Consider the following 24,771-nt stretch of genomic DNA (forward strand, 5'->3'; position numbering starts at 1 on the left):
ATCGGAGACATGCCCGACGCACTCGACGCCAGCCCGTACGACGCTCTGCTGCTCCTCTCGTTCGGAGGCCCGGAGGGCCCGGACGACGTGGTCCCGTTCCTGGAGAACGTGACCCGGGGACGGGGCATCCCCAAGGAGCGCCTGAAGGAGGTGGGACAGCACTACTTCCTCTTCGGCGGGGTCAGCCCCATCAACAGCCAGAACCGCGCCCTGCTCGACGCCCTCCGCAAGGACTTCGCCGACCACGCCCTGGACCTGCCCGTCTACTGGGGCAACCGCAACTGGGCGCCCTATGTGACCGACACCCTGCGCGAGATGGTCGCCGACGGCCACCGCCGCATCCTCGTCCTCGCCACCAGCGCGTACGCCTCGTACTCCGGCTGCCGTCAGTACCGCGAGGACCTCGCGGGCGCCCTGGCCACCCTGGAGGCCGAGGGCCTCGAGCTGCCCCGGGTCGACAAGCTGCGGCACTACTTCAACCACCCGGGCTTCGTGGAGCCGATGATCGAGGGCGTCCTGAAGTCGCTGGCCGACCTCCCCGAGGACGTCCGGGCCGGGGCGCACATCGCCTTCACCACCCACTCCGTCCCGACCTCCGCGGCGGACGCCTCCGGCCCCGCCGAGGAGCACGGGGACGGCGGGGCGTACGTGCGGCAGCACCTCGACGTCGCGCGGCTGGTCGCCGACGCGGTGCGCGAGCGGACCGGCGTCGACCACGCCTGGCAGCTCGTCTACCAGTCGCGCTCGGGCGCCCCGCACATCCCGTGGCTGGAGCCGGACATCTGCGACCACCTGGAGCAGCTGCACGGCGCCGGGGTCCCGGCGGTCGTGATGGCCCCCATCGGGTTCGTCTCGGACCACATGGAGGTGCTGTACGACCTCGACACGGAGGCCACGGCGAAGGCCGAGGAGCTGGGGCTGCCGGTGCGCCGCTCGGCCACCGTGGGCGCCGACCCGCGGTTCGCCGCCGCGATCCGTGACCTGATCGCCGAGCGCGCCGCCACCGAGCGCGGGCAGCAGGTGACCCCCTGCGCCCTCGGCGCCCTGGGCCCGAGCCACAACGTCTGTCCGGTCGGGTGCTGCCCGGCCCGCGCCCCAAGCCCGCCGCGGCGGGCGCCGACAGCCCGTACGCATGAGGAGCACCGTGACCGAGCAGTCCGAACCGACCGAGCGGCTGAAGGCCGAACTCCTCGAGATCGCGCTGGAGGCCGCCACGCGCGCGGGCGCCTTCCTGCGCGACGGGCGCCCCGACGACCTCGGGGTGGCCGCCACCAAGTCCAGCGCCATCGACGTGGTCACCGAGATGGACATCGCCGCCGAGAAGCTGATCACCGGGCTGCTCGCCGACCGCCGGCCCGACGACGGCCTGCTCGGCGAGGAGGGTGCCAGCGTCGAGGGCAGCAGTGGTGTCGAGTGGGTGATCGACCCGATCGACGGCACCGTCAACTACCTGTACGGACTCCCCAGTTGGGCGATCTCCATCGCGGCCCGCAAGGACGGGGAGACGCTCGTCGGGGTGGTCCACGCGCCCATGCGCCAGGAGACCTTCCGAGCCGTCCTGGGCGGGGGCGCGTTCCTGAACGACCGCCCTGCGCGCGTGCGCCCCGCGCCCGAGCTGGGCCTCGCCCTGGTGGGCACCGGCTTCGGCTACCTCGCCGAGCGCAAGGCCCGGCAGGCCGAGGTGGTCCGCCGGATGATCCCCGAGGTGCGGGACATCCGCCGGGGCGGCTCCGCCGCGATCGACCTGTGCGACGTGGCGGCGGGCCGTCTGGACGCGTACTACGAGCGCGGCCTGAACCCCTGGGACTACGCGGCGGGCGACCTGATCGCCCGCGAGGCGGGCGCCCGGACCGGCGGCCGCCCCGGGGAGCCGGTCTCCCCGGAACTGACGATCGCGGCTCCACCGCCCCTCTTCGACCACCTCCAGACGCGGCTGGAGGAACTGGGGGCATGGCACGACTGAGGATCTGACGACCCGCCCCGCGCCTGTGCCTCAGGGCGGCGGTCGCCGCCAGGTGCCCGGCGCGGGCCGTACCTGCCCCTGGAGGCCGGAGGGACCGCCTTCCGCGCCCTCGTGGGGCCGCGCCGGGCCCTCGCCTCGCAGCAGGCTCCGTACGCATGAAGCGGGGCCCCGGCCTGGATCTGCCGGGGCCCCGCCTGCTGCGAGCTGATCAGACGCGCGTCGCCGTGACTTCCACACCGTGCTCGGCGGCAAGGCGGTGCAGGTCGTCGAGCTCCGACTGTTCGACGTCCACGAGGAAGTCGTCGCCGGTTTCGCGGGCCCGCGTCAGGTCGGACTCGGTCGCCCGTATGCGCTGCAGAAGTCCTGCGGTGAATGCGTCCATGCTGCGCCCCCTCGTCCTGGGTCGTGGGTCGGTGGCACGGGGGTGTGCCGTATGGGAAGGGGCGATCACGTCTCCATTGGGTGCCCAGCGCAGCCCTGGCTGGGCGGCGACGGTGCCGGACACCCACGCCCGCTCTACGGGAAGTGGTGAGCAGCCGACCACGTGGTGGTGTGCCACATGCAGAGCGTGATCGCGGGGTGTAAAGCCGTCCTCCCCCCGCTCCCTTCCGCGGAAACCTCAACCGCGCGAGAAAATTTCGCATTCCCGGACCTGCGGATCCGCCTCCCGGGCCGCTTCCCGCCGCCTTACAGCCGGTTTACGGTCGAAAAGGGCAGGATGGAGCCCACAACCCGTGACAGAAACTGCCCGTGGGCTGCCCGCAAACGGGTCACCCGGGTGGACAGAGGAAGGACAAGCGACGTGCGCGTACTCGTCGTCGAGGACGAGCAGCTGCTCGCCGATGCGGTGGCCACCGGACTGCGCCGGGAGGCCATGGCCGTCGACGTCGTGTACGACGGTGCGGCCGCCCTGGAGCGCATCGGCGTCAACGACTACGACGTGGTCGTCCTCGACCGTGACCTCCCGCTCGTGCACGGCGACGACGTCTGCCGCAAGATCGTCGAGCTCGGCATGCCCACGCGCGTGCTGATGCTGACCGCGTCCGGCGACGTCAGCGACCGCGTGGAGGGCCTGGAGATCGGCGCCGACGACTATCTCCCGAAGCCGTTCGCGTTCAGCGAGCTCATCGCGCGTGTGCGCGCCCTCGGCCGGCGTACGAGCGTGCCGCTGCCGCCCGTCCTGGAGCGCGCCGGGATCAAGCTCGACCCCAACCGCCGCGAGGTCTTCCGCGACGGGCGCGAGGTGCAGCTCGCCCCCAAGGAGTTCGCCGTCCTCGAGGTCCTCATGCGCAGCGAGGGCGCCGTCGTCTCGGCCGAGCAGCTGCTGGAGAAGGCCTGGGACGAGAACACCGACCCCTTCACCAACGTCGTACGCGTGACCGTGATGACCCTGCGCCGCAAGCTCGGCGAGCCGCCCGTCATCGTCACCGTTCCCGGCTCCGGATACCGGATCTGATGACCGTGGCCACGACACCCGCACCACCCACGGCACCGCCCAAGCCCACCTGGGACCCCCGCAGGCCGGAACTGCCGTTCCCCTGGCTGCGCCCGACCATCCGCATAAGGCTCACGCTGCTGTACGGCGGTATGTTCCTGATCGCCGGCATCCTGCTGCTGTCGATCATCTACCTGTTCGCGGCGCACGCCCTCAACGTGGGCAGCGAACTCCCGTTCAAGATCCTCCAGGGCCAGGTGGCCAGCGACACCTGCAACCTCCCGCAGCAGACCTCGGCGAGCGTGCTCAACGACGCCCTGGACGCCTGCGTGAACGAGCAGCGCCAGCACGCCCTGGACAACCTGCTCAGCCAGTCGCTGCTGGCCCTGCTCGGACTCGCCGTGATCGCCTTCGCCTTCGGGTACGCCATGGCCGGCCGTGTGCTCTCGCCGCTCGGCCGGATCACCCGCACCGCGCGCGCGGTGGCCGGCTCGGACCTGTCCCGCCGTATCGAGCTGGACGGCCCGGACGACGAGCTGAAGGAGCTCGCGGACACCTTCGACGACATGCTGGAGCGGCTGCAGCGCGCGTTCATGGCCCAGCAGCGGTTCGTCGGCAACGCCTCGCACGAGCTGCGCACCCCGCTCGCCATCAACCGCACGCTCCTCGAGGTGCACCTGTCCGACCCCGGGGCGCCCACCGAACTGCAGCAGCTCGGCAAGACGCTGCTCGCCACCAACGAGCGCAGCGAACAGCTCGTGGAGGGCCTGCTGCTGCTCGCCCGCAGCGACAACCAGATCGTCGAGCGCAAGCCGGTCGACATCGCCGAGGTGGCCTCCCAGGCCGTCGACCAGGTGCACGCCGAGGCGGAGGCCAAGGGCGTCGAGATCCGCGGCGAGCGCGCCCCCGTGGTCGTCCAGGGCAACGGCGTCCTGCTGGAGCGGATCGCCCTGAACCTCGTGCAGAACGCGGTGCGCTACAACATTCCGGAGGGCGGCTGGGTCGAGGTGACCACGCAGGCCCAGCACGGCCAGGCGGTACTCGTCGTCTCCAACACCGGCCCGGTCGTCCCCGCGTACGAGATCGACAACCTCTTCGAGCCCTTCACACGGCTGCGCACGGAGCGCACGGGCAGCGACAAGGGCGTGGGCCTCGGCCTGTCCATCGCCAGGTCCGTCGCGCGCGCCCACGGCGGCCACATCAGTGCACAGCCGCGCGAAGGGGGTGGGCTTGTGATGCGCGTCACCCTGCCGCTCTGACAGATGCCCGGATCCCGCCCGACGTTCGCTTTGCGCGGAATTTTCGGGTACGGGCTCCGATTTGGTCATGTGTGATCGATCACAAGGACATTTTTCCAGCCACCTACTCTGCGTGACGCCGTGAGTGCTCACAAAGCCGGAATATCCGGGTTTTCCGGTGCCTTGATCACGGGTAGTACGCGGTGAGATGCCTTTGAACTGTGGCACCGGGACCGTGTACGGTCCGCTTCGCCATCCAAGCCGATCACTCTTGAGGAGTCCGGTTGGGTGTCGATTGAGTAACAGACCTTGATGTGAGGCAAAATCTCCGCCTCGAGGCGGGCACAAGTCCGGCCTCTCACGCGTTACGTGCGCTGGAGACACCGCAGACACCCAGAGGGGGAGAGCGAAATGGCAACGGATTACGACACCCCACGCAAGACCGACGACGACGTCGACTCCGACAGCCTTGAAGAGCTGAAGGCCCGGCGGAACGACAAGTCCGCTTCCGCAGTAGACGTCGACGAGTTCGAGGCCGCCGAGGGCCTTGAGCTCCCGGGCGCCGACCTCTCCAACGAGGAGTTGGCCGTCCGGGTGCTCCCGAAGCAGCAGGACGAGTTCACCTGCATGAGCTGCTTCCTGGTGCACCACCGCAGCCAGCTGGCCCGGGAGAAGAACGGTCAGCCGATCTGCCGCGACTGCGACTGAGGCAGGGTCGGCCGTGACCGGCTCGACCCCTCCTTGGAAGCGCCGCTTCTCGCACAGGGGAGCGGAGCAGGAGCCCGACGAGGGCTCCCACGGCGTACGTGACGACGAGCGGGGCTCTTCCGGTGAGGGAACAGCCTCGCTCGAACCGCACGCCCCAGCGGCCCCCGTGGGGCCCCTGGAGCCGGCCGATCCTCCGGCACCTGCCGCGCGACGCCGTGCGGTCGCCGTCCGTGAGGGAGTCCGTACAGGAGTCCGGGAAGGCGTCCGCAAGGGCGGCAGTGCTGCAAGAGCGGCTCTGGCGTATCTAGCCGACCGGATCATCGACATGGCCCCGCGCATCCCGGTACGGGACCTCGAGACACTGCGCAGGCAGTTCCCCGGCCTCGGGCCCGAGGAGATCGCCGACAAACTCGTCGCGGGAGCGGCAGGGGCGACGGCCACGGTCGGGGCCGGAGTAGGCGCCGCGGCGATGCTGCCGGTGCCGCCTGCCATGCCGACCGAGCTGGCCGCGGAGATCACCGGCGTCGCGGCGATCGAGCTGAAGCTGATCGCCGAACTGCACGAGGTGTACGGGCTGCGGCCGCCGGGCACCCTCGCTCAGCGCAGCACCCTGTATCTGAGGTCCTGGGCCGGCGAACGCGGGATCGACATGACCAACCCCGCCACGATCGACGCCGCTCTCGGCGGGCGCATGAAGCGGGAACTGCGGCAGCGGATCATGAAACGGATGGTGCGGGACCTGCCGAACCTGATGCCGTTCATGGTGGGAGCCGCTGTGGGCGCGGTCATGAACCGCCGCGACACCCGGAGGGTCGCGCAGCGGATCCGCAAGGACCTGCGCAGGATGCAGGTGCCGTGGGAGGCGCTGCCGGAACTGCCGCCGCTGGAGAAGGCGCCGGGTCCCTCGCCGATCGAGGAGTGAGCGCCTCCTAGACCGTGCCCCGGCTCTCCGCCCGGGCCGCCTTGATCGCCGCCGCCAGCTTCTCCGGTTCCCGGGTCGACAGGTACAGGTACGGCGTCGGGTCCCCCGGATCCGTGACCGCCACCTTCAGCGCCGTCGGGATGTACGCGCGCAGCAGCATGAAAGCCCTCGTGTCCGCCTTGTACGTGCGCCAGGCGCGGGCCTCCTCCTGGTCCAGAACCTCCGCCTCGCCGAGCGCCGACACCGGGATCTTCGCCTCGCCCGCGATCAGCGCGTCGCCGACCACACGGATGCGGGGCGAGCCGTAGGAACTGGCCACGACCGCCGAGGCCGCGGTGCCGCCGACCAGCCCGCCGAGCAGCGGCAGCGTCCCGAACGGCAGCAGCACCAGGGCCATGGCGATACCGACCAGGAGGCACATCAGCCACCAGGTGCGGGGCGCGGTCAGGCGTTCTTCGTACGGCGACGCGGAGAGCTGCATGGAGCCAAGCTTGGCACGGTGTCCGCGGCACGTTCACGCGCGGGTAAGGTCTGCGCCTGTGAGTGGTACTTCCTCCGGTCTGACGCCCCCCGCCGACGCGGTCGCGCCCGTACGGCACCCCGACGCCCCGGCGCCGGGCGAGCCGCTCGGCGCGCACTACGGACAGTGCTTCGGGTGCGGGGGAGAGCAGCCGCACGGGCTGCGTCTCGAGGCGCGGGCCGGTGACGGGGTGTCCGTCACCGCCGAGTTCACCGTCCGTCCCGCCCACCAGGGCGCGCCCGGCCTCGCCCACGGCGGGGTCCTCGCCACCGCCCTCGACGAGACCCTGGGCTCCCTCAACTGGCTCCTGCGCACCATCGCGGTCACAGGACGGCTGGAGACCGACTTCGTACGGCCCGTGCCCGTGGGTACCGTGCTGTATCTGGACGCCGAAGTGACGGCGGTGGCCGGGCGGAAGATCTACTCGAGGGCGACCGGGCGGATCGGCGGCCCCGAGGGGCCCGTCGCCGTCCGTGCCGAGGCCCTGTTCATCGAGGTGAAGGTGGACCACTTCACCGAGCACGGGCGCCCCCAGGAGATCCGGGCGGCCATGGACGACCCGGACCAGCTCCGGCGCGTACGAGCCTTCGAGGTGAACCCGTGAGCCGCGAACCTGTGAACGTGCTGATCCGGCGTGTTGACCCGGAGGTACCGCTTCCGGCGTACGCGCACCCCGGTGACGCGGGAGCCGATCTGCGCACCACCGTCGGCTGCGAACTCGCGCCCGGTCAACGGGCCGTTCTGCCCACCGGCGTGTCTGTGGCGCTGCCCGAGGGGTACGCGGCCTTCGTGCATCCGCGGTCCGGTCTCGCCGCACGCTGCGGTGTCGCCCTCGTCAATGCCCCGGGGACGGTGGATGCCGGGTACCGTGGGGAGATCAAGGTGATCGTGGTGAATCTCGACCCGCGCGAGTCCGTGCGGTTCGAGCGCTTCGACCGGATTGCCCAACTGGTCGTCCAGCAGGTCGAGAGGGTCCGCTTCCAGGAGGTCGCGGAGCTTCCCGACTCCGCGCGGGCCGAGGGGGGCTTCGGGTCCACCGGCGGTCATGCCGCCGTGGGCGGCACAACGGGTGGGAATCGATACGCTTCGGTCGTATCCGACCGGGAAGGACAGTGACGTGTTCGGACGTCGCAAGAAGAAGGATGCCGCCGAGGACGCGGCCGGCGAGGCCGAGCAGGTCGTCGACGGTGTCGACGCTGAGGCGGACGACGAGGTCGAGCGCGAGCGCGTGAGGCTGGAGCCCGAGCCCCGGCCCGACGGGCCCTGGGACGTGTCCGAGGTCCGGGAGCCCGGCGAGGGCCGGGTGGACCTGGGCGGGCTGTTCGTGCCCGGCGTCGAGGGCATGGAGCTGCGGGTCGAGGTCGCGGGCGACGCGATCGTCGCGGCGACCGTCGTGCTGCGCGACAGCGCCATCCAGCTCCAGGCGTTCGCCGCGCCCAAGCGCGAGGGCATCTGGGGCGAGGTGCGCGAGGAGATCGCCGGCGGCATCACCCAGCAGGGTGGCATCGTCGACGAGGTCGAGGGGCCGCTGGGCTGGGAGCTGCGCGCGCAGGTGCCGGTGCAGCTGCCGGACGGCACGAGCGGGTTCCAGGTCGTGCGGTTCGTCGGCGTGGACGGTCCCCGCTGGTTCCTGCGCGGCGTGATCTCCGGGCAGGGCGCCGTGCAGCCGCAGGCCGCCGGCCTGCTCGAGCAGATCTTCCGCGACACGGTCGTGGTCCGCGGCGAGGGCCCCATGGCACCGCGCGACCCGATCGTCCTGAAACTGCCGAACGACGCCCAGATGGTGCCCGAGGGCGTCCAGCAGGAGGAGGGCTCCCGCTTCTCCGGCGGTATGGGCCAGCTGCAGCGCGGCCCGGAGATCACCGAGGTCCGCTAGGGGCTTTCGTCCGGGTCAGGCTCCGCGAGCCCGGCATGATCCAGACGAGAGGCCCTGGCAGCCGGGGCACTGCCGCCGGGCAGGCACATCATGGGGCCGCATCCCTCGCCGAGGGGCGCGGCCCCACACGTTTTCCCATGCCGGACGCCGGTCCGCAGGGGGCGTATCAGGGTTGCGTCAAAGATGCCCTGCCCGCCATCCCATGCCCCAAATGCCGTGACTATTGGCCGTAAGGTCGACGCAGCGTGCGCAGCTGCGGGGAGAAGACACCGGAAGACAATGGGGCCATGGGACGCGGCAAGCTACGGATCTACCTCGGCGCGGCACCGGGCGTCGGCAAGACCTACGCCATGCTGTCCGAGGCGCACCGGCGCGTCGAGCGCGGCACGGACTGCGTGGTCGGCTTCGTGGAGCACCACGGCCGGTCCCGCACCGAGGTGATGCTGCACGGACTGGAGCAGATCCCGCGCAGGGAGCTGGAGTACCGCGGAAGCCTCTTCACGGAGATGGACGTGGACGCCGTGCTGCGCCGCGCCCCCGCCGTCGCCCTGGTGGACGAACTCGCCCACACCAATGTCCCCGGCTCCCGCAACGCCAAGCGCTGGCAGGACGTCGAGGAGCTGCTGGCCGCCGGGATCGACGTCGTCTCCACCGTCAACATCCAGCACCTGGAGTCCCTCGGCGACGTCGTGGAGTCGATAACGGGCATACGGCAGCGCGAGACCGTCCCCGACGAGGTGGTGCGCCGCGCCGACCAGATAGAGCTCGTCGACATGTCTCCGCAGGCCCTGCGCCGGCGCATGGCGCACGGCAACATCTACCAGCCCGACAAGATCGACGCCGCCCTGTCGAACTACTTCCGGCCCGGAAACCTGACCGCGCTGCGCGAGCTGGCCCTGCTGTGGGTGGCGGACCGGGTCGACGAATACCTGAACGAGTACCGCAGCCGGCACCAGGTGTCGGCGATCTGGGGCTCCCGCGAGCGGATCGTCGTCGGGCTCACCGGCGGCCCCGAGGGACGGACCCTGATCCGCCGCGCCGCCCGCCTCGCGGAGAAGGGCGCCGGCGGTGAGGTGATGGCCGTCTACATCGCCCGCAGTGACGGGCTCACCTCCGCCTCGCCCAAGGAACTCGCCGTCCAGCGCACCCTCGTCGAGGACCTGGGCGGCACCTTCCACCACGTGGTGGGCGAAGACATCCCCGCGGCGCTGCTCGACTTCGCCCGCGGAGTGAACGCCACCCAGATCGTCCTCGGCTCCTCGCGCCGCAAGGCCTGGCAGTACGTCTTCGGGCCCGGCGTCGGTGCCACGGTCGCCCGCGAGTCCGGGCCCGATCTCGACGTGCACATCGTCACCCACGAGGAGGTCGCCAAGGGCCGCGGCCTGCCGGTGGCCCGGGGCGCACGCCTCGGCCGTACGCGCATCCTCGCCGGATGGCTGGTCGGCGTCCTCGGCCCGGTCGTCCTGGCGCTGCTGCTGAACACCGTCGACCTGGGCCTCGCCAACGACATGCTGCTGTTCCTGGCGCTGACCGTGGCGGCAGCCCTGCTCGGCGGACTCTTCCCGGCGCTCGCCTCGGCGGCCTTGGGCTCGTTCCTGCTGAACTACTACTACACGCCCCCGCTGCACCGGCTGACGATCGCCGACCCGCGGAACATCGTCGCCATCGCGATCTTCGTCGCGGTCGCGGTGTCGGTGGCCTCGGTGGTGGACCTCGCCGCCCGGCGCACCCACCAGGCGGCCAGGCTGCGCGCCGAGTCCGAGATCCTCTCCTTCCTCGCGGGCAGCGTGCTGCGCGGCGAGACCAGCCTGGAGGCGCTGCTGGAGCGGGTGCGGGAGACCTTCGGCATGGAGTCCGCCGCACTGCTGGAGCGTGAGAGCGACGTCGCGCCATGGACCTGCGCGGGCAGCGTCGGCCCCGGCGCCCCGGTCGGGCGCCCGGAGGACGCCGACGTGGACGTGCCCGCCGGCGACCACATGGCGCTCGCTCTGTCCGGGCGCGTCCTGCCCGCCTCCGACCGCCGGGTGCTGGCAGCCTTCGCCGCGCAGGCCGCGGTGGTCCTGGACCGGCAGCGTCTGCAGAAGGAGGCCGAACAGGCCCGCACCCTCGCCGAGGGCAACCGCATCCGCACCGCCCTGCTGGCCGCCGTCAGCCATGACCTGCGCACCCCGCTCGCGGGCATCAAGGCATCGGTGACCTCCCTCAGGTCGGACGACGTGGAGTGGTCCGACGAGGACCGCGCGGAGCTGCTGGCGGCGATCGAGGAGGGCGCCGACCGGCTCGACCATCTGGTCGGCAACCTGCTCGACATGTCCCGCCTCCAGACCGGCACCGTCACCCCGCTGATCCGGGAGATCGACGTCGACGAGGTGGTTCCGATGGCGCTCGGCGGCGTGCCGGAGGACAACGTGGAACTCGACGTCCCCGAGACGTTGCCGATGGTCGCCGTGGACGCCGGGCTGCTCGAGCGCACGGTGGCGAACCTCGTGGAGAACGCGGTCAAGTACAGCCCCCTCGGCTCACCCGTCCTGGTCGCCGCCAGCGCCCTCGCCGACCGGGTGGAGGTGCGCGTCGTCGACCGCGGCCCGGGCGTCCCCGACGAGGCGAAGGAACGCATCTTCGAGCCCTTCCAGCGCTACGGCGACGCCCCCCGCGGCGCCGGCGTCGGCCTCGGCCTCGCGGTCGCCCGCGGCTTCGCCGAGGCCATGGGCGGCACCCTGAACGCGGAGGACACTCCCGGCGGAGGGCTCACCATGGTCCTCACCCTGCGGGCCGTGAACGGCGGCGCCCACCACCCCGTACGAGTCGCCGAACCAGAAAGGCAGACCACATGACCCGGGTGCTCGTGGTCGATGACGAGCCGCAGATCGTGCGCGCCCTCGTGATCAACCTGAAGGCGCGCAAGTACGACGTCGAGGCGGCCACCGACGGCGCGAGCGCGCTCCGGCTCGCCGCCGCCCGTCACCCCGACGTCGTGGTGCTGGACCTCGGGCTGCCCGACCTGGACGGTGTCGAGGTGATCAAGGGGCTGCGCGGCTGGACCCGGGTGCCGATCATCGTGCTGTCCGCCCGCCACTCCTCCGACGAGAAGGTGCAGGCGCTGGACGCGGGCGCCGACGACTACGTCACCAAGCCGTTCGGCATGGACGAGCTGCTGGCCCGCCTGCGCGCCGCCGTCCGCCGCGCGGAGCCCAACGGGGGCGGCGAGGACGACGTGATCGTGGAGACCGAGGGCTTCACGGTCGACCTGGCCGCGAAGAAGGTCAACCGGGCCGGGAAGGACGTGCGCCTCACACCCACGGAGTGGCACCTGCTGGAGGTGCTGGTCCGCAACACCGGCCGCCTGGTCAGCCAGAAACAGCTGCTGCAGGAGGTGTGGGGGCCGTCGTACGGGACGGAGACGAACTACCTGCGGGTGTACATGGCCCAGCTGCGCCGGAAGCTGGAGACGGACCCGTCGCATCCCCAGCACTTCATGACGGAGCCGGGGATGGGGTACCGGTTCGAGAAGTGAGCCGGAAGCCCGGCCGGGGCATCGAGGGGCCGTGCCGCCGGTACGTCCGTGTCGGCGCCCCCCGGTACGCTTTCTGTATGAGCGCTGTTCCTCGTTCCGAAAAGCCGGCGGGCCGCCTCCGGCGCATGCTGGACCGGCTCTCCTCGTCGCAGGAGGACCTGGAGTCCGAGGAACTGCGGGAGGACGCCGAGACCGCGGGCTGTACGCGGATCGGCGACTGCCACGACCGACAGATCGTCACGGTTACTGGTACCTTGCGCACGGTCACGCTGCGCCCGCGGGCCGGTGTCCCGGCGCTGGAGGCCGAGCTGTTCGACGGTTCGGCCGCGCTGGACGTGGTCTGGCTCGGCAGGCGCTCGATCGTCGGGATAGAGCCGGGACGCAAGCTGATCGCGTCGGGCCGGATCTCGATGAGCCGGGGCCGCAGAGTGCTGTTCAACCCCAAGTACGAACTCAGACCGCTCGGACGGGAGTAGCCGGTGACGTCACTCGAGAAGCCGACCGAAGACGCCCAGCAGGATTCGCGGGCGGTGACCGAGGCCGCGCTCTTCGAGGCGTTCGGCGGGGTCCGCGGCATGGTCGAGACCGTGGTGCCCGGCCTGTTCTTCGTCACGATCTTCACCATCAACAAGAACCTGCACTGGTCGGCGATCGTCGCGCTCGCCGTGTCCCTGCTGCTGGTGGTGGTCCGCCTCGCCATGCGGGACACCGTGAAGCACGCGTTCAGCGGTGTCTTCGGCGTGGCGTTCGGCGTGGTCTTCGCGATGATGACCGGCAACGCGAAGGACTTCTACCTGCCGGGCATGCTCTACACGCTGGGCCTCGGCCTCGCGTACATCATCACCACGCTCGCCGGGGTCCCGCTGATCGGCCTGATCCTCGGCCCGGTCTTCAAGGAGAACCTCTCCTGGCGCACGCGCAACCCGGGCCGTAAGAAGGCCTACGCCAAGGCCAGCTGGGCCTGGGGGCTGATCCTGCTCGGCAAGTGCGCGATCCTGTTCCCCCTGTACTGGTGGGCGAACACCGCCCAGCTGGGCTGGGTCCTGATCGCGTTGAAGATCCCGCCGTTCCTGCTCGCCGTGTGGCTGACGTGGGTGTTCCTGGCGAAGGCGCCCGCGCCGATCGACGTGTTCGCGGAGATGGAGGCCGAAGAGGCCGCCGCCAAGACCGAAGAGGCCGCCGCCAAGAGCGAAGGGGCCGGGCGGCACCGTCGGGAGGCTTAGTCCCCGGTGGCGGGGTGGCCGCCGCGGGCTGCCGCTTCCAGGCCCCCGCTTCGATCTGAGGGCTGCGGCCCCCGGGGCCCCGCTTCGATCTGAGGGCTGCCGCCTCCGGGGCCCCGCTTCGATCTGAGGGCTGCCGCCCCCGGGGCCCCGCTTCGATCTGAGGGCTGCGGCCCCCGGGGCCCCGCTTCGATCTGAGGGCTGCCGCCTCCGGGGCCCCGCTTCGATCTGAGGGCTGCGGCCTCCGGGGCCCCGCTTCGATCTGAGGGCTGCCGCCCCCGGGCCCCCGCTTCGAGCTGAACGGCCTCGTGCTCAATCTCCCCCGAGCTCTTCGCGGAGGGGTACCCCCGGACGGGTCGGCGGTCGCAGGCCTCGGCTGCCGGGTGGCCCCACCCGAGGGTGCCGCTGTCCCCGCGGGGGCCGCTGCCCCCAAGGGTGCGCCGCTCAAGGGTCGGGTGCGCCCGGACATGCCAGGCGCACCCGAAGCCCGCAGTCTCGCGGCCTAGCCCGCCGCGTCCTCCCTGCGTACCGACAGCAGCTCCTCCAGCTGACCCTCGCGTGCCTGGGCCGCCACGAAGAGCAGTTCGTCGCCCGCCTCCAGGGAGTCCTCCTGGGACGGTGTCAGAACTCGGGTGCCGCGGATGATCGTCACCAGGGATGTGTCCTCGGGCCACTGCACATCGCCCACCTGCGTACCCGCCAGGGCCGACTCGGGCGGCAGGGTCAGCTCGACCAGGTTCGCGTCGCCGTGGCTGAAGCGGAGCAGACGGACCAGGTCGCCGACGCTCACCGCCTCCTCCACCAGCGCCGACATCAGGCGCGGGGTGGACACGGCCACGTCCACGCCCCACGCCTCGTTGAACAGCCACTCGTTCTTCGGGTTGTTGACCCGGGCGACGACGCGCGGGACGCCGTACTCCGTCTTCGCCAGCAGCGACACGACCAGGTTCACCTTGTCGTCGCCCGTCGCGGCGATCACCACGTTGCAGCGCTGGAGCGCCGCCTCGTCCAGGGACGTGATCTCGCAGGCGTCGGCCAACAGCCACTCCGCCTGCGGCACGCGCTCGACCGAGATCGCGGTCGGCGCCTTGTCGATGAGAAGGACCTCGTGGCCGTTCTCCAGCAGTTCGCCCGCGATCGAGCGACCGACCGCGCCGGCACCGGCAATGGCGACCCTCATCAGTGACCGCTCTCCTCTTCAGGGCCCTCGGCGAACGCCGTCTCGACCTTCTCGACGTCGTCCGCCCGCATCATCACGTGCACGAGGTCGCCCTCCTGCAGCACCGTCTGCGAGGTGGGCAGCATCGCCTCGCCCAGCCGGGTGAGGAACGCCACCCGGACGCCGGTCTCCTCCTGCAGCTTGCTGATCTTGTGGCCGACCCACTTCGGCGACGCGTGCACCTCGGCGAGCTGGACCCCTCCGGTGGGGTCGCGCCACAGCGGCTCCGCACCGGACGGCAGCAGACGCCGCAGCATCTGGTCCGCCGTCCAGCGGACCGTGGCCACGGTCGGGATGCCGAGCCGTTGGTAGACCTCGGCGCGGCGGGGGTCGTAGATCCGGGCCGCGACGTTCTCGATGCCGAACATCTCGCGGGCGACCCGCGCCGCGATGATGTTCGAGTTGTCGCCGCTCGAGACGGCGGCGAAGGCACCGGCCTCCTCGATGCCAGCCTCGCGCAGGGTGTCCTGGTCGAAGCCGACGCCGGTGACACGACGGCCGCCGAACCCGGAGCCCAGTCGTCGGAAGGCGGTGGGGTCCTGGTCGATCACTGCGACCGTGTGCCCCTGTTGCTCCAGGGTCTGGGCCAGAGCGGAACCCACTCTTCCGCAGCCCATGATGACGATGTGCACGACCGTCCTTCCGGTGTCAATGGTTTTACGACTCAGTCCAACCAGGTTCTCAGACCGCCGCCCAAGCTACACACGCGCGGTCCGTACAGGGGACCCCCGTGCACCATGCCGTGCCCTTCGTACGGGCAACCGGCCGGGCGGCAGCCGAAGGGGTTTTGTCATAGAGTCATGCCGAACCCCTCACCTGCGAAATCCGCAGCGAGCCCGCTCCCGTATTTCACTCGTGAGGCAGATCTCCTCCCGCGGGTGGAGGGGCGCCCGAACAACCCCTTACGATCCTCTGTTGTGTCCAAACTGACCGACGTGCCCAAACGGATCCTGATCGGGCGCGCACTGCGCAGCGACCGGCTGGGGGAAACGCTCCTGCCGAAGCGCATCGCACTCCCCGTCTTCGCCTCCGACCCGCTCTCCTCCGTCGCGTACGCGCCCGGAGAAGTTCTGCTGGTCCTCTCCATCGCGGGCGTGTCGGCCTACCACTTCAGCCCCTGGATCGCCGTCGCCGTCGTCGTGCTCATGTTCACGGTGGTCGCCTCCTACCGGCAGAACGTGCACGCGTACCCCAGCGGCGGCGGCGACTACGAGGTGGCCACCACCAACCTCGGTCCCAAGGCCGGTCTCACCGTCGCCAGCGCCCTGCTCGTCGACTACGTCCTCACGGTCGCCGTGTCGATCTCGTCCGGCATCGAGAACCTGGGCTCCGCGGTCCCGTTCGTCGTCGAGCACAAGGTGTTCTGCGCGGTCGCCGTGGTCGTGCTGCTCACACTGATGAACCTGCGCGGCGTCAAGGAGTCCGGCACGCTGTTCGCGATCCCGACCTACGTCTTCGTCGCGGGCGTCTTCATCATGATCGCGTGGGGTGCGTTCCGCGGGCTGGTCCTCGACGACACCATGCGGGCGCCCACGGCCGCGTACCAGATCAAGGCCGAGCACCAGGGCATAGCGGGCTTCGCGCTCGTCTTCCTCCTCCTGCGCGCCTTCTCCTCCGGCTGCGCCGCCCTCACCGGTGTGGAGGCGATCTCCAACGGCGTCCCGGCCTTCCGCAAGCCCAAGTCGAAGAACGCGGCGACCACGCTCGCGATGATGGGCCTGCTCGCCGTCACCATGTTCTGCGGCATCATCGTCCTCGCCATGACGACCAAGGTCCGCATGGCCGAGCACCCGGCTACCGACCTGCTCCACAACGGCAACCCGCTCGGCTCCGGATACGTCCAGAACCCGGTGATCTCGCAGGTCGCCGAGGCCGTCTTCGGCAAGGGCAGCTTCCTGTTCGTCGTCCTCGCCGCCGCCACCGCGCTGGTGCTGTTCCTCGCCGCGAACACCGCCTACAACGGCTTCCCGCTGCTCGGCTCGATCCTCGCCCAGGACCGGTACCTGCCGCGCCAGCTGCACACCCGCGGCGACCGCCTCGCCTTCTCCAACGGCATCGTGCTGCTCGCCGGTGCGGCGACACTGCTGATCTTCATCTACGGCGCCGACTCGACCCGGCTGATCCAGCTCTACATCGTGGGCGTGTTCGTCTCCTTCACGCTCAGCCAGACCGGCATGGTCAAGCACTGGAACCGGCACCTGGCCGTGGAGAAGGACCAGGCCAAGCGCCGCCACATGATCCGTTCGCGCGCCATCAACGCCTTCGGCGCCTTCTTCACCGGTCTGGTGCTGGTCGTCGTCCTGGTCACGAAGTTCACGCACGGCGCCTGGGTCGCCCTGCTCGGCATGTGCATCTTCTTCGCGACGATGACCGCGATCCGTCGCCACTACGACGGTGTGGCCGAGGAACTCGCCGCGCCCGAGGGCCCCAGCGACGACAGCGTGCGCCCCTCCCGGGTCCACTCGGTGGTTCTGATCTCCAAGATCCACCGTCCCACGCTGCGCGCCCTCGCCTACGCCAAACTGCTGCGCACGGACACCCTGGAGGCACTCAGCGTCAACGTCGACCCGGCGGAGACGAAGGCGCTGCGGGAGGAGTGGGAGCGGCGCGGCATCGACGTACCGCTGAAGGTCCTCGACTCGCCGTACCGGGAGATCACCCGCCCCGTGATCGAGTACGTCAAGGGCCTGCGCCGCGAGTCCCCGCGCGACGCCGTCTCGGTGATCATCCCCGAGTACGTGGTCGGCCACTGGTACGAGCATCTGCTGCACAACCAGAGCGCGCTGCGGCTCAAGGGCCGGCTGCTGTTCACGCCGGGCATCATGGTGACCTCGGTGCCGTACCAGCTGGCGTCCTCGGAGGCGGCCAAGCGGCGTGCCCGCAAGCGGCAGGAGTGGAACGCGCCGGGCGCGGTGCGGCGCGGACCGGCGCAGGAGCGGACGCGGGAGTCGTCGGCCTCCCAGGCATCGCAGAGCTGAGGCCCGCCCCCGCACCATGGTGAACGGCCGGACGGCACCCACGTAGACTGGTGGGCTGTTGTCCGGCCGAGCCGTCGACGCGCCGTCGTCGTGTTCGCGCCCGTTTCCCGCATTTCTGGATCTGGAGTCGCCCCCCATGCAGGCAGAACCGAAGAAGTCGCTGGTGGGGGAGGAGTACGAGGTCGAGATCGGCCCCGTCGCCCACGGCGGCCACTGCATCGCCCGTACGGACGCCGGTCAGGTCCTCTTCGTCCGGCACGCACTGCCCGGCGAGCGGGTGGTGGCCCGGGTGACCGAGGGCGAGGAGGGAGCCCGTTTCCTGCGGGCGGATGCCGTACACGTGCTGGAGGCGTCGAAGGACCGCGTGGAGGCACCCTGCCCCTACGCCGGCCCCGGCCGCTGCGGCGGCTGCGACTGGCAGCACGCCAAGCCGGGCGCACAGCGCCGGCTGAAGGCCGAGGTGATCGCCGAGCAGCTGCACCGGCTCGCGGGCCTCACGCCCGAGGAGGCGGGCTGGGACGGCACGGTGGTGCCGGCGGAGGGCGACAAGCTGCCGGCCGGCGAGGTGCCCCAGTGGCGTACGCGGGTGCAGTACGCGGTGGACGCGTCCGGCAGGGCGGGCCTGCGCCGGCACCGCTCGCACGAGGTGGAGCCGATCGACCACTGCCTGATCGCCGCCGAGGGCGTCAGCGAGCTGGGCGTCGAGAAGCGCGACTGGACGGGGATGGACTCCGTCGAGGCGATCGCGGCGACGGGCTCCCAGGACCGCCAGGTCATCCTGACCCCGAAGCCGGGCGCGCGCCTGCCGCTGGTGGAACTGGACAAGCCGGTCTCCGTCCTGCGCGTCGACGAGAAGACGGGCGGCATCCACCGCGTCCACGGCCGCCCCTTCGTCCGCGAACGCGCCGACGGCCGTACGCACCGCGTCGGGGCCGGCGGCTTCTGGCAGGTCCACCCCAAGGCGGCGGACACCCTGGTCACGGCGGTGATGCAGGGCCTGCTGCCGCGCAAGGGCGACATGGCGCTCGACCTGTACTGCGGCGTCGGCCTCTTCGCGGGCGCGCTGGCCGACCGGGTCGGCGAGAAGGGCGCGGTGCTCGGCATCGAGTCGGGCAGGCGCGCGGTGGAGGACGCTCGGCACAACCTCGCCGACTTCCCGCGCGTCCGCATCGAACAGGGCAAGGTCGAATCGGTCCTGCCGCGCACGGGCATCACGGAGGTCGACCTGATCGTCCTCGACCCGCCGCGGGCGGGCGCGGGCCGCGGGGCGGTCGCCCACCTCTCCTCCCTGGGCGCACGCAGGATCGCCTACGTCGCCTGCGACCCGGCCGCTCTGGCACGGGACCTGGCGTACTTCCGCGAGGGCGGGTACGGGGTGCGGACGCTGCGGGCGTTCGATCTGTTTCCGATGACGCATCATGTGGAGTGCGTGGCGATTCTGGAGCCTGTGGCGAAGGGTGTCTGACCTGGGTTTCGTCGAGGATGGCGGCGGTGGGGCCGCATGTCCCGCCCTGTTTCGGCAGCGCCGTCATGTCGACGGGTCCAGCGTTTCGGCTCCGGTTCGGACAAGCACGTGACGTGCTGCTTTGACGCCCACAGGGCGCGGACCGTCACCTCGCCCAACGGGCCGCAGCGTTCGGCGAGTTCCTGAAGGAAGGGGGCCGCCACGTACGGCACCGCAAACCAGGGGGTCTCACCCTCGGTGTCGGCGGCGATCACCGGCACGGTGAAACGCTCGCGGACGCGCAGCGCGGCCTTCACCTCATGCGCGAAGCCGTGCCGGATCCGGGGGACGGCGGCATGCTCGGCGTGCAGCGTCTTGACGGCGACCAGGATGACCGTCCATGACGGCCGACGAGGAGATCGCCTGCCGTCGGCCGCTGACAGGTCGCGGCGCCGAATACCCCGTGTTGGACCACTACTTGGAAGCGCTGCTGAGCGAACCGGGGGCACGGGAGCGTTCCGACGTCATGGTGAGCCGGGGTGGCGGTTGCCGCTGTGCGTCGTCGGCCGGAGATGAAGATCGAGTCCGGGCCTTGTGAGGAGAAGGCTTCGGCTAGGCTGTGCGCCTCGAACTCATGAGTGAGCAGTAGCAACGGGGGTTGCCTTATGTCCACTTGGGTGGACGTGCCGTGCCCTGAAGGGCATTCGGGCCGGCCGGCCGGGAGCCGACGTGGCTTCTGACTTCTCCCGGCTGATGAAACAGGACTTCTCCGACCTGGAAGCCGCTGCCAAGGTCTGGCGCAACCTGTCCACGACCATGGACTCCCTCACCGACCGCCACCGTCGGCAGGTGACCGGACCACTGCACCAGTCCTGGAAGGGTGACGACGCCGACGCGGCCCTCTTCTATCTGGAGGACGTCGAATTGCGGATCGGTGTGGTCGAGACGGAGGCCATGGCCATCGCCGAGGTCATCGACACCACACGGTTCTGGATGGAGCAGTCCCAGACCGACCTGCGCAATGCGGTGCGGCGTGCGGAGGAGGACCACTTCGAGGTCGACAGCGACGGCTGGGTCAGTGATCCGACAACCACGGACCTGCCACGTCAGGACCCCGATGCGCAGCAGATCATCGCGGACCGCAGCGCCCTGCTCGGGGAGCACCGCGCGGCCATCGACGAGGCCCTGGCCGCCGCGCACAAGGCAAGCGATGACGGCGCGAAGGCCCTTGCGGAGCTGAACGGTGACATCCTCACCGATCCGTTCAACCATGACGCGGCGGCGGAATCCGACCAGGACGTCAAGAAAGCGATGAAGGCCGTGGGTGTCCAGGCCCCGCAGATCCCCGAGGACGACCCGAAGGCCGCCGCGGAGTGGTGGAAGGCCCTCAGCCCCGAGGAGCGTCAGGCCTACACCACGCTCTATCCGAAGGAGATCGGAGCGACCGACGGTCTGCCGTCGGATGTACGCGACGACGCCAACCGTACGGCCCTCGCCCAGGAACTCAATCTGACCCAGGAAGGCAACTGGGACGAAGGGTTCCCGGGAGAGAGTGACGAAACAGTCAGCAGGCGCCTGCACAACCTCCAGGTGCTCAACGACCAGCTCGAAGCCGCGGACGCCGCGCCCAAGGGTAAGGAGTTGTACCTCCTGGGCTACGACTCAAAGGACGACGGACGGGCCATCATAGCCATGGGCAACCCGGACACCGCCGACAATGTCGGTGTCCAAGTCCCGGGCACCGGAACAACGATGGACTCCACACGTGGGCAATTGGAGCGCGTCAGCAAGCTGCAGGATTCGGCTGGGGAAGCAGATCCTACGGCGGATACCGCAATGGTGTACTGGTTGGGCTACGACGCCCCTGAGGTTCCGATCAGCGAGGCCAACAACCTTGATGTCGCCGGCCCAGGCCGAGCCGAGGATGGCGCCCAGGACCTGAGGGTCTTCACCCACGGCCTACGTGCCTCCCATGAAGGCGAGAGGGCAAACCTCACTGTGCTGGGCCACAGCTACGGATCCACCGCTGTAGGTGCAGCAGCAGCCGGAGACGACGGTTTGGACGCGGACAATATTGCTGTTGTCGGCAGCCCCGGCATGACCGTGGACAGAGCTGAAGAGCTCAATATCGACCCGAGCCATGTCTATGTAGGTCTGGCTGAAGACGACCCTGTCAGAGATGCTCAAGACCTGAGCGTCGGTCATAACGTGACTTCCGACTACTTCGGCGCTACACGGTTCGAAACCGACACCAGTGGCCACAGCGGCTACTGGGATGAAAACAGTGAAGGCATGAGCGAAAGCCTGGCAAACCAAGGCCGGATCATCGCCGGCCGTCAGCCGAGCGCATACAGTCCTCCCCCCTCGATGCCGGCTCAACCACCAGGACACCTGTGATCAAGCCCCGCTATTCAAAAGCGAGAACGATGCTTCACAAACGCGCCCTCATAGCCGTCCTGGCAATCACGACCACTCTCTTCACCGGAGCCTGCATGTCCCGGCAGACCGACGACATCAACAAACCCCTCCCTCGCAAGAGCAGGGCGGAATCTCTGGCATGGGCCAAGGAGTACACCTCGACCATGGCGCGATATGCCGATGTTGAGATCTCCGGCGATCCCGCGCCGAGGAAGCGCTTCGACACCTGCGTGGGCCGGAAGGACGAAGTGGCCGAGGACGGGCGGTACACGCTCACCTACACCAGCTATGCCACGCTCCCCGAAGAGCGGCACATCCCCGCCATCCGCAAGCTTCGTCAAGCGCTTGAGCAGCACGGGGTCCGCATCACCAGTTACACCGAGCGCCCGACAACGCCTGAAGCCATCATGTACGGGAGAAGCGACAGTGAGGGCTACTCGCTCATCGCGGACTCGGTAAACCCTCCCGGCACTCTCCGGCTCTCCGTCTCCACCCCTTGCTTCCTCCCCCCGGAAGCCAAGCAGCAGCAATTCTGAGCTGAGCTTCTTCCACCTTGGCGGACACCATCGATGCTGCTCCCGTGCAGGGGCACGGAGGTGACTTGGTACCGGCAGGTTCAAGAGCGTGGCAGGCGAAGCTGCCCGCCGCGGCGCGCGTCCTGCCGGCCGACCCGGCCGCCGTCACGGTCGAGGACGGCCATCCCCTCGCCTCGCACAGCGGCCTGGGACTGACGCCGTTCTACTACGCGCTCATCCTGGTGGTCTGCGGCATGCTCTCCGCGAACGTCATCAGCGGACAGGTGGTGTTCAGCAGCAGCGCCAGGACGACCGGGCCGAGGACGCCGATGGGGACCCTGGTCACCGTGGGCGCGGCCGCCGCCCCGGCGTAGCGGAACCGCGATCCACCCCGGACGGGCCATGGTGCGGAGTGGGCCCCGTGTGCGCCGCGCTCGGGTGCGGCAGGCGCACACCCTCGGGGCTCGGCGACAGTACCTTTCCCCCGGGGGGCGTCGCCGAGCCTCTGGCCAGCGTCCCGACCTCGTAAACCGATCGGTTTATTTTTCTCCCGAATCGAGTTAACCTCACGGTATGAGCACCGAAGTGAAGGCAAGCCCCCGAGAGCGGCTCCTGGAGGCGGCGGCCACGCTCACCTACCGGGACGGCGTCGGCATCGGCATCGAGGCGCTGTGCAAGGCGGCGGGGGTGTCCAAGCGCTCCATGTACCAGCTGTTCGAGAGCAAGGACGAGCTGCTGGCAGCGAGTCTGGAGCAACGCGCTTCCGCCTTCGTGACGACACTCCTGCCCGCGGCGGACGACGGCCGCTCGCCCCGCGAGCGGATCCTGCACGTCTTCGAACAGGTGGAATCGCAGGCGGGCGCGCCCGAGTTCCGAGGCTGCCGGTACCTGGCCGTGCAGATCGAACTCAAGGATCAGAGTCATCCCGCGAGCCAGGTGGCCCACCGGGTCAAGGGAAACCTGACGGCTTTCTTCCGGGCCGAGGCCGAGCAGGGCGGTGCGAGCGATCCCGACCTGTTGGCCCGGCAGCTCAGCCTGGTCTTCGACGGCGCCAGCGCCCGCGCGGGGATCGGCGCCGACAACCTCACCGGCCTCATCGCCCCCACGGTGGCCACCCTGCTCGACGCGGCAGGCGTGCGCTGACACATCGCCTTTTCGGGCAGGCCCGGCGGCCGATGCGCCCCCGGGGCTGATGTCCACCGATGGCACCCGGAGCTGGTCCGACAGCCCTACCGCCTTGCCTCCCGGTAATCGCCGGGGAAGCCCGATGGTCGTAAGGGTGTTGATCGGCGGGCCGTGCGCAAGGAAGGCCGTGGCTGGTCGGCATCGGCACCCGGCGGCAGGCGCACGGTTTCCCGGAGCCTCATCCGGCCGGCCCGGACGAACTCGCCGTCACACGGAGCAGGTGTGGCGGCCCTCGGCGTTGTCGCCGATCCGGCCGTCTCCCGGCGCCTCGGCGGCTGCCACAAGGGCGTATCCCTGCACCTGCATCGGCAGCGTTTCCGGGTGCAGCGCCATCAGGCGCGCATAGGCGTTTGTCGTGGCGTGGAGGGCCTGCTCGCCACCCTCCGCGCCTTCGGCCGCCCACTCGAAAGCCGGCCGGGTGTCCTCCCTGGCCCGCGTCGACGCGGCAACGAAGATGCGCTTCTCCTGCCCCTGTCGCCGCTTGCCCCTGCCGCCCCCTCCTGTCCGGTACCGGCCTGGCGGGATTCGCTGGGCTTGCGCGCTGGAAACCGATCGGTTTACGGTAGGCGAAACCGATCGGTTTCTAGTGAGCCCGGGAGTCCATGATGAGCACGCATCGGCCAGTAGCACTCGTAACGGGTGCGTCATCCGGCATCGGAAAGGAGACCGCGCTCGCACTGGTCGGAGCGGGATTCGAGGTGGTCGGCACAAGCCGCGACACCTCCCGCGTCACCCCGCTCGACGGCGTGACCTTCCTCGACCTCGACGTGGCCGACGACGCGTCTGTCGGTGCCGTGGTCCATCAGGTGGTCGACCGGTTCGGGCGGATCGATGTCCTGGTCAACAACGCCGGTACGGGCTTGATGGGCGCGGCCGAGGAGAACTCCGTCGCGCAGGCCCGGGCCGTCTTCGACGTCAACGTCTTCGGCGTGATGCGCATGGTGAGGGCGGTCCTGCCGCACATGCGCGCCCGGGGGCGCGGCCGCATCATCAACCTGTCCTCCGTGGTCGGCTTCCTTCCCTCGCCGTACATGGCCGTCTACGCCGCGTCCAAGCATGCGATCGAGGGTTACTCCGAGTCCCTGGACCACGAGGTCCGCGAGTTCGGTGTCCGGGCGCTTCTCGTCGAACCCGCCTACACCAGCACCGGTTTCGAGGCCAACAGCCCGCGTCCCGACACGCCCCTGCAGGTCTACGCGGCCCAGCGGCGCACCTTCGACCGCATGATGGAAACAGCGATCAAGGACGGCGACGACCCCGCCGTCGTCGCCCAGGTGATCGTCGCGGCGGCGACCGACCCGAAGCCGAAGCTGCGCTACACCGCCGGATCCCTTGCCGGACGTGCAAGCACACTGCGCCGCCTGGCCCCTGCCGGGGTCTTCGACAAGCAGATCCGCAAGCTCAACCGGCTGTCCGGCTGACGCCTACCCGTAACCAGGCACACCCGCAGGAGGGAGACGGACAGGAAGCGGCACATGGCGGAGATCCAGAACTGCCGGCACGTCCTGCCCGTTGGCCCCTGCGGACCGGACGACAGCCCGGGACACACGGCTTCTCCCCTGCGCCGACCGAAGGCGCGCCGCCCTGAACGCCGATCACGGCTGGGCCCGCAAAGC

The 24,771-nt window shown here is 70.2% G+C and carries 24 protein-coding genes and 1 pseudogene; 20 read left to right on the forward strand and 5 right to left on the reverse strand.

The features are described from left to right. Positions 1-9 precede the first annotated feature (9 nt). Positions 10-1,136: pseudogene (locus tag N8I84_RS29780) on the forward strand (ferrochelatase). Beyond that, entirely contained in the window at positions 1,133-1,963 is an 831-nt protein-coding gene (locus N8I84_RS29785; protein WP_263232505.1) for an inositol monophosphatase family protein, read from the forward strand. Before N8I84_RS29780 ends, N8I84_RS29785 begins: the two are co-directional and overlap by 4 nt. 208 nt (positions 1,964-2,171) lie before the next feature. Here the strand turns inward: N8I84_RS29785 and N8I84_RS29790 are convergent, their stop codons facing one another. Beyond that, the gene (locus N8I84_RS29790) at positions 2,172-2,345 is read right to left on the reverse strand and encodes a hypothetical protein (RefSeq protein ID WP_200418481.1); all 174 of its coding nucleotides are present in this window, start codon (positions 2,343-2,345) and stop codon (positions 2,172-2,174) included. Between the two features lie 420 nt (positions 2,346-2,765). Here N8I84_RS29790 and N8I84_RS29795 point away from each other — a divergent pair, with 420 nt between their 5' ends. The 4 genes from N8I84_RS29795 (at position 2,766) to N8I84_RS29810 (ending at position 6,266) form a co-directional block, all read left to right on the forward strand. After that, positions 2,766-3,419, forward strand: coding sequence for a response regulator transcription factor (locus tag N8I84_RS29795; RefSeq protein WP_010353034.1), 654 nt, complete (start codon positions 2,766-2,768; stop codon positions 3,417-3,419). Between the two features lie 5 nt (positions 3,420-3,424). After that, positions 3,425-4,657 (forward strand): sensor histidine kinase, encoded by a 1,233-nt coding sequence (locus tag N8I84_RS29800; protein ID WP_263234930.1) that lies wholly within the window; start codon positions 3,425-3,427, stop codon positions 4,655-4,657. A gap of 390 nt (positions 4,658-5,047) precedes the next feature. Continuing rightward, the gene (locus N8I84_RS29805) at positions 5,048-5,344 is read left to right on the forward strand and encodes a DUF4193 domain-containing protein (protein WP_003993510.1); all 297 of its coding nucleotides are present in this window, start codon (positions 5,048-5,050) and stop codon (positions 5,342-5,344) included. A gap of 13 nt (positions 5,345-5,357) precedes the next feature. Beyond that, entirely contained in the window at positions 5,358-6,266 is a 909-nt protein-coding gene (locus tag N8I84_RS29810) for a hypothetical protein (RefSeq protein WP_263232506.1), read from the forward strand. Positions 6,267-6,273: 7 nt separating this feature from the next. Here N8I84_RS29810 and N8I84_RS29815 read toward each other — a convergent pair whose 3' ends face one another. Beyond that, positions 6,274-6,747 (reverse strand): DUF3093 domain-containing protein, encoded by a 474-nt coding sequence (locus N8I84_RS29815; protein WP_263232507.1) that lies wholly within the window; start codon positions 6,745-6,747, stop codon positions 6,274-6,276. Positions 6,748-6,805: 58 nt separating this feature from the next. On the opposite strand from N8I84_RS29815, the gene N8I84_RS29820 reads away from it, so the two are divergent. The 7 genes from N8I84_RS29820 to N8I84_RS29850 all read left to right on the forward strand — a co-directional run bounded on the left by N8I84_RS29820 (position 6,806) and on the right by N8I84_RS29850 (position 13,399). Next, a complete protein-coding gene (locus N8I84_RS29820) occupies positions 6,806-7,390 on the forward strand; it encodes a PaaI family thioesterase (RefSeq protein ID WP_263232508.1) in 585 nt (194 codons plus the stop codon). Next, positions 7,387-7,902: a dUTP diphosphatase gene (gene dut / locus N8I84_RS29825; RefSeq protein ID WP_263232509.1), complete on the forward strand. Its 516-nt coding sequence runs from the start codon at positions 7,387-7,389 to the stop codon at positions 7,900-7,902. Before N8I84_RS29820 ends, dut begins: the two co-directional genes overlap by 4 nt. Before the next feature lies 1 nt (position 7,903). Further along, positions 7,904-8,662 (forward strand): DUF3710 domain-containing protein, encoded by a 759-nt coding sequence (locus tag N8I84_RS29830; RefSeq protein WP_263232510.1) that lies wholly within the window; start codon positions 7,904-7,906, stop codon positions 8,660-8,662. Between the two features lie 287 nt (positions 8,663-8,949). Next, a complete protein-coding gene (locus tag N8I84_RS29835) occupies positions 8,950-11,496 on the forward strand; it encodes a sensor histidine kinase (protein WP_263232511.1) in 2,547 nt (848 codons plus the stop codon). Beyond that, positions 11,493-12,176, forward strand: a complete 684-nt coding sequence (locus N8I84_RS29840) for a response regulator (RefSeq protein WP_263232512.1) — start codon at positions 11,493-11,495, stop codon at positions 12,174-12,176. The genes N8I84_RS29835 and N8I84_RS29840 overlap by 4 nt, the downstream gene beginning before the upstream one ends. Positions 12,177-12,253: 77 nt before the next feature. After that, entirely contained in the window at positions 12,254-12,652 is a 399-nt protein-coding gene (locus tag N8I84_RS29845; RefSeq protein WP_103839168.1) for an OB-fold nucleic acid binding domain-containing protein, read from the forward strand. A 3-nt stretch (positions 12,653-12,655) separates the two neighbouring features. Continuing rightward, positions 12,656-13,399, forward strand: a complete 744-nt coding sequence (locus N8I84_RS29850) for a DUF3159 domain-containing protein (RefSeq protein WP_263232513.1) — start codon at positions 12,656-12,658, stop codon at positions 13,397-13,399. A gap of 499 nt (positions 13,400-13,898) precedes the next feature. On the opposite strand, the gene N8I84_RS29855 is transcribed toward N8I84_RS29850, so the two are convergent. Beyond that, complete coding sequence (locus N8I84_RS29855; protein WP_103839170.1) at positions 13,899-14,576, reverse strand: potassium channel family protein; 678 nt, start codon at positions 14,574-14,576, stop codon at positions 13,899-13,901. Then, on the reverse strand, positions 14,576-15,247 hold the full coding sequence (locus tag N8I84_RS29860) for a potassium channel family protein (protein WP_263232514.1): 672 nt from the start codon (positions 15,245-15,247) through the stop codon (positions 14,576-14,578). The genes N8I84_RS29855 and N8I84_RS29860 overlap by 1 nt, the downstream gene beginning before the upstream one ends. Positions 15,248-15,532: 285 nt before the next feature. On the opposite strand from N8I84_RS29860, the gene N8I84_RS29865 reads away from it, so the two are divergent. The 6 genes from N8I84_RS29865 to N8I84_RS29890 all read left to right on the forward strand — a co-directional run bounded on the left by N8I84_RS29865 (position 15,533) and on the right by N8I84_RS29890 (position 23,113). Further along, positions 15,533-17,593, forward strand: coding sequence for an APC family permease (locus N8I84_RS29865; RefSeq protein WP_263232515.1), 2,061 nt, complete (start codon positions 15,533-15,535; stop codon positions 17,591-17,593). Positions 17,594-17,729: 136 nt separating this feature from the next. Next, on the forward strand, positions 17,730-19,058 hold the full coding sequence (locus tag N8I84_RS29870) for a class I SAM-dependent RNA methyltransferase (RefSeq protein WP_263232516.1): 1,329 nt from the start codon (positions 17,730-17,732) through the stop codon (positions 19,056-19,058). A gap of 708 nt (positions 19,059-19,766) precedes the next feature. After that, a complete protein-coding gene (locus N8I84_RS29875) occupies positions 19,767-21,434 on the forward strand; it encodes an alpha/beta hydrolase family protein (RefSeq protein ID WP_263232517.1) in 1,668 nt (555 codons plus the stop codon). 95 nt (positions 21,435-21,529) lie between these two features. Then, positions 21,530-21,991 carry a hypothetical protein gene (locus tag N8I84_RS29880; protein WP_263232518.1) on the forward strand — a complete coding sequence of 154 codons (462 nt, stop codon included), beginning with the start codon at positions 21,530-21,532 and terminating at the stop codon, positions 21,989-21,991. A 65-nt stretch (positions 21,992-22,056) separates the two neighbouring features. Then, positions 22,057-22,344 (forward strand): hypothetical protein, encoded by a 288-nt coding sequence (locus tag N8I84_RS43190; RefSeq protein ID WP_390898961.1) that lies wholly within the window; start codon positions 22,057-22,059, stop codon positions 22,342-22,344. 199 nt (positions 22,345-22,543) lie between these two features. Continuing rightward, entirely contained in the window at positions 22,544-23,113 is a 570-nt protein-coding gene (locus N8I84_RS29890) for a TetR/AcrR family transcriptional regulator (protein ID WP_263232519.1), read from the forward strand. A gap of 249 nt (positions 23,114-23,362) precedes the next feature. On the opposite strand, the gene N8I84_RS29895 is transcribed toward N8I84_RS29890, so the two are convergent. Further along, positions 23,363-23,488 (reverse strand): hypothetical protein, encoded by a 126-nt coding sequence (locus N8I84_RS29895; RefSeq protein WP_263232520.1) that lies wholly within the window; start codon positions 23,486-23,488, stop codon positions 23,363-23,365. A gap of 272 nt (positions 23,489-23,760) precedes the next feature. Here N8I84_RS29895 and N8I84_RS29900 point away from each other — a divergent pair, with 272 nt between their 5' ends. Then, positions 23,761-24,576: an oxidoreductase gene (locus N8I84_RS29900; RefSeq protein WP_263232521.1), complete on the forward strand. Its 816-nt coding sequence runs from the start codon at positions 23,761-23,763 to the stop codon at positions 24,574-24,576. Positions 24,577-24,771: the final 195 nt, after the last annotated feature.

Source organism: Streptomyces cynarae (genome assembly GCF_025642135.1).
GTDB classification, from domain to species: Bacteria; Actinomycetota; Actinomycetes; order Streptomycetales; family Streptomycetaceae; genus Streptomyces; species Streptomyces cynarae.